This window comes from Rhodococcus sp. (in: high G+C Gram-positive bacteria) (assembly GCF_049286785.1).
Classification (GTDB): domain Bacteria; phylum Actinomycetota; class Actinomycetes; order Mycobacteriales; family Mycobacteriaceae; genus Rhodococcus_F.
The window spans coordinates 1-4,122 of sequence record NZ_JBAQEO010000472.1; the positions used below are offsets into that span (position 1 = coordinate 1).

Here is a 4,122-nt window from a genome sequence, read left to right on the forward strand (position 1 = left end):
CTCCACGGCCACACCCCGGCCGGCGAGGGTCAGCATCGGGATGTCGTTGGGCATGTCGCCGAACGCAACGATCTTCGTGACGTCCACACCCAGTCTTTCGGCGACCACAGCCAGACCCGACGCCTTCGTGATCCCGGAGGCCGACAGCTCGATCAGACCGTTGTTGGTGGAGAACGTCACATCGGCACGGCCGACGATGTGGGGTGACAGTACATCGGCCATCGCCTGACTGCTCATCCCGGGCACCCTGATCAGCAACTTCACGGCCGGTGCCGCGAGCACCTCGACCTCGGACATTTCGGTGTTGTCCGGGTTCAGCCACGCGTGCTGGTAACCGGGGGAACTCACGAACTGGGGTGTGGCGGCGTCGTGCGCGCTGATGCCGACCCGTTCCGCGGCGAGACCGGCACCGGGCAAAAGGTCGAGTGCGAGCTCCGACAGCCAGGTGAGGGTGTCCACATCCAAGGTCGCGGAGCTGATCACCCGATCACTGGCGCTGTCGTAGACGACAGCACCGTTTGCGCATACCGCCAGGGGTGCGTAACCGAGTCCCTCGACCACCGGGTGGATCCAGCGCGGGGGCCGGCCGGTGGCGAGCACGAACGGCGTCCCCGAGTCGACCACCGCCAGGACGGCATCTCGGGTGCGGGCGCTGATGCGCTCGTCGTCCCCGATCAGGGTGCCGTCGACATCGGACGCTACGAGACTGGGACGGTCTGGGCTCACCCTGGCCATTCTGCCCGTTCGATGCGCGCCGCCGCCGGGCGACTGCCGGTCAGCGCTCAGTTCCCGGCGTCCCTGGGGCGTCGTGCGCGCGCTTTCGCCTCCGCGTCTTCGAGGTCCATCTTGTTCGCCTCATCGAGCGTCGGGGCGCTGCCACCGAGTCGCGCGGGCACCCAGTAGGCCCCGGCCGGGTGGTGGTAGTCCTTCTGCAGATCGGCCAACATGGCCTGCATGGTGGTGTGCAGTTTCTCCGTCAGCTCGGACGCCGGCTCGAAGGGCTCGATGGGCTCCCCCACGGCGATCGAGATGGGAGTGTTGGTCCGTCCGAGCCGCTTCGGATATCCCTTGGTCCACACCCGCTGGGCACCCCAGATCACCATCGGAATGATCGGCGTACCCGATTCGATCGCCATCCGGGCGGCACCCGACTTGAAGTCCTTGATCTCGAAACTGCGGCTGATGGTCGCTTCCGGGTACACACCGACCAGTTCGCCACGTCGCAGGAAGTCGACCGCCGCCCGGTAGGAATCGGCGCCGGCGCCGCGATCGACGGGAATGTGTTTGAGGGACCGCATGACCGGACCCGAAATCTTGTTGTCGAACACTTCCTTCTTCGCCATGAAGCGGACGTACCGCTTGACGCTGCGAACCGGGAGTCCGGCGTAGGTGAAATCCATGTAGCCGGTGTGGTTGATCGCGATGACCGCCCCACCGCTCGCCGGGATGTGCTCCTCACCCTTGACTGTGAATTTCAGTCCTTCGAAAGCGAATACAGTGCGCGCGATGCCGATGATGGTTCGGTAGACGGGTTCCACAATCGGCTAGCGTAGCCGGGTATCTGCGATCTGGCGTGCCGTCGGGCACGCACCTGCGGCAGGACGACGAGAGAGGGCACGCGTTCGGATGGGTTACTCGGGCAGGAGAACACTCACGGCGGCGCGCACGCTGGGATTCGCGGCCGTAGCCGCGGCGGCGGTGGCCTGCGATTCGCAGTCCGGGATACCGGCAGAGGTGCCGGAGCAGATGGTCACCGTGGAGAGTGCCGATACCGAGGAGCCCACTGTCGCCATCCCGTCGACGACGCCGCGACCCGCGCCCCAGGTGACGATCGGCACTGTGCCCGGAAACTCGGCGGCAGTGGACGCCGTCCGGGCCTGGGTGACCGACCTGATCACCGATCGCGCCGTGCTGCCCGGCACGTGCTGGACCCTCCCGCCTGCCCAGATCACCGAACAGCACGAGGACACCGAAGCGATCCTCACCGCGCTCGCACAGCCCGGGGTCGACGGGCAGTTCGCGGTGTCGTGGACGGGCGCGGGCACCACCGTGTCCGTCAAGCGCAGCGAGATCGCATCCGGCTATGCGTGCCCGCACGTTCACCCGTCCGGCACCGACGACTACTACACACCGGCCGACGCCGAGCACGCCGTGACGCGGTTCCTGTCACGGGAGGCGGGCCGCCCGGTACACAGGGCGGACACCGAGTCCACGTACCCGTTGATCTGCCCCGGCTTCAGTCCGTGGGACCCAGCCGGCACGGGCAGCGGCGGGCAGCCGCCCCTGAAACTGGACCCGGACGTGCTGGCCGGAACCACCGATTTCGATGCCGAAGCGATGACGTCGAAACCCCTCCGCGGCGATTACATCGCTGTCACCGTGCCGGTCACCGACGTCTCGGGTGTGACGGAGTCCGAAACGATCACCTTGACCGTGGGTTCGGACGGCTACTGCCTGGGCGAAGTGACCTAGACGCCGCGGACGCCTACCCTGGAACAGTCGCTCAGCTCCCAGGAGGCATACCAGTGCAGGTCACCAGCGTCGGACACGCCGGATTCCACATCCAGACCGAGGCAGGATCGATCCTGTGCGACCCCTGGGTGAACCCCGCGTACTTCGGGTCCTGGTTCCCGTTCCCGGACAACACCCAGCTCGACTGGGACGCTCTCGGTAAGTGTGACTACCTCTACGTCTCGCACCTGCACAAGGACCATTTCGACCCCGAGAACCTGAGCAAGCACGTCGACAAGAACGCGACGGTGCTGCTCCCGGACTTTCCCGTGCCGGATCTCATGCGCGAACTCGAGGCCCTGGGCTTCCACAACTTCGTCGAGACCAAGGACTCCGTGAAGCACACGCTGAGCGGACCGAAGGGCGACCTCGACATCATGATCATCGCGCTGCGCGCACCCGCGGACGGCCCGATCGGCGATTCGGCGCTGGTGGTGTCGGACGGCGAGACCACCGTGTTCAACATGAACGACGCCCGGCCGGTGGACATGGACGTCCTGCACGAACAGTTCGGCAAGATCGACATTCACCTACTGCAGTACTCGGGCGCCATCTGGTACCCGATGGTCTACGACATCCCCAACAAGACGAAGGCCAACTTCGGCAAGCAGAAGCGTCAGCGCGGCATGGACCGGTGCCGCAGCTATATCGAGCAGGTCGGGGCCACATGGGTGGTGCCGTCGGCCGGCCCGCCCGTCTTCCTGGACGACGAATTGCGGTGTCTGAACGACGACCACGGCGACGAGGGCAACATCTTCCCGGATCAGATCGTCTTCCTCGAGCAGATGCGCCTGCACGGCAACGACGGCGGCATCCTCATGATCCCCGGCTCGACGGCCCACCTGGTGGGCGGCGAAGTGAAGCTCACCCACCCCATCCCCGACGCCGAGGTCGACAAGATTTTCTCCGACAAGGCCGCTTACATCGAGGACATGGCCCAGCGGATGGCGCCGGTTCTCGCAGCCGAGAAGGCGCGGTGGGCACCGTCAGAGGGTGAGCCGCTGCTGGGACCGCTCCGGGCCAAGTTCGAGCCGATCATGAAGCAGTCCGATCTGATCTGCGACGGCATCGGCTACCCCGTGGGCCTGGTGATGGGCGACGAGACCGTCGTCCTCGACTTCCCGAAGCGTGTGGTGCGCGAGCCCATCGAGGGAGAGGGCAAGTACCGCTACGGTTTCCGTATCGCGCCCGAACTCGTGCGGACCGTACTGCGCGACGACGAACCCGACTGGGTCAACACCATCTTTCTGTCCACCCGATTCGAGGCGTGGCGCGTCGGCGGCTACAACGAGTTCCTCTACACATTCTTCAAGTGCCTCACCGACGAGCGCATCGCCTACGCCGACGGCTGGTTCGCGGAGGCACACGACGACACCGCATCGATCGAACTCGGCGGCTACGAGATCCAGCGTCGCTGCCCGCACCTCAAGGCGGACCTGTCGAAGTTCGGTGTCGTCGACGGCACCAACCTCACCTGCAATCTCCACGGCTGGCAGTGGGACCTCGAGTCGGGCCGGTGCAAGACGTCCAAGGGTCACGAACTGCGGTCCACCAAGCTCTGACCCGTCCACCCTCCCCTGCCGTCCAGCCTCCCGCGCTGTCGCCCAATGT

4 protein-coding genes are annotated in these 4,122 nt (G+C 66.0%); 2 read left to right on the forward strand and 2 right to left on the reverse strand.

The features are described from left to right. Both WAW17_RS17010 and WAW17_RS17015 read right to left on the reverse strand, forming a co-directional pair. Positions 1-726: HAD family hydrolase (locus WAW17_RS17010; protein WP_422334114.1), on the reverse strand; the 726-nt coding region annotated here is incomplete at its 3' end. 56 nt (positions 727-782) lie between these two features. Beyond that, the gene (locus tag WAW17_RS17015; RefSeq protein WP_422334115.1) at positions 783-1,538 is read right to left on the reverse strand and encodes a lysophospholipid acyltransferase family protein; all 756 of its coding nucleotides are present in this window, start codon (positions 1,536-1,538) and stop codon (positions 783-785) included. An 88-nt stretch (positions 1,539-1,626) separates the two neighbouring features. Here WAW17_RS17015 and WAW17_RS17020 point away from each other — a divergent pair, with 88 nt between their 5' ends. Both WAW17_RS17020 and WAW17_RS17025 read left to right on the forward strand, forming a co-directional pair. Beyond that, complete coding sequence (locus WAW17_RS17020; RefSeq protein WP_422334116.1) at positions 1,627-2,472, forward strand: hypothetical protein; 846 nt, start codon at positions 1,627-1,629, stop codon at positions 2,470-2,472. A gap of 53 nt (positions 2,473-2,525) precedes the next feature. Next, entirely contained in the window at positions 2,526-4,073 is a 1,548-nt protein-coding gene (locus WAW17_RS17025) for a Rieske 2Fe-2S domain-containing protein (protein ID WP_422334117.1), read from the forward strand. Positions 4,074-4,122: the final 49 nt, after the last annotated feature.

What these genes read in the sequence shown, in the direction of transcription:
- WAW17_RS17020 (WP_422334116.1), top strand. Translation starts at nt 1,627, where the DNA reads ATGGGTTACTCGGGCAGGAGAACACTCACGGCGGCGCGCACGCTGGGA.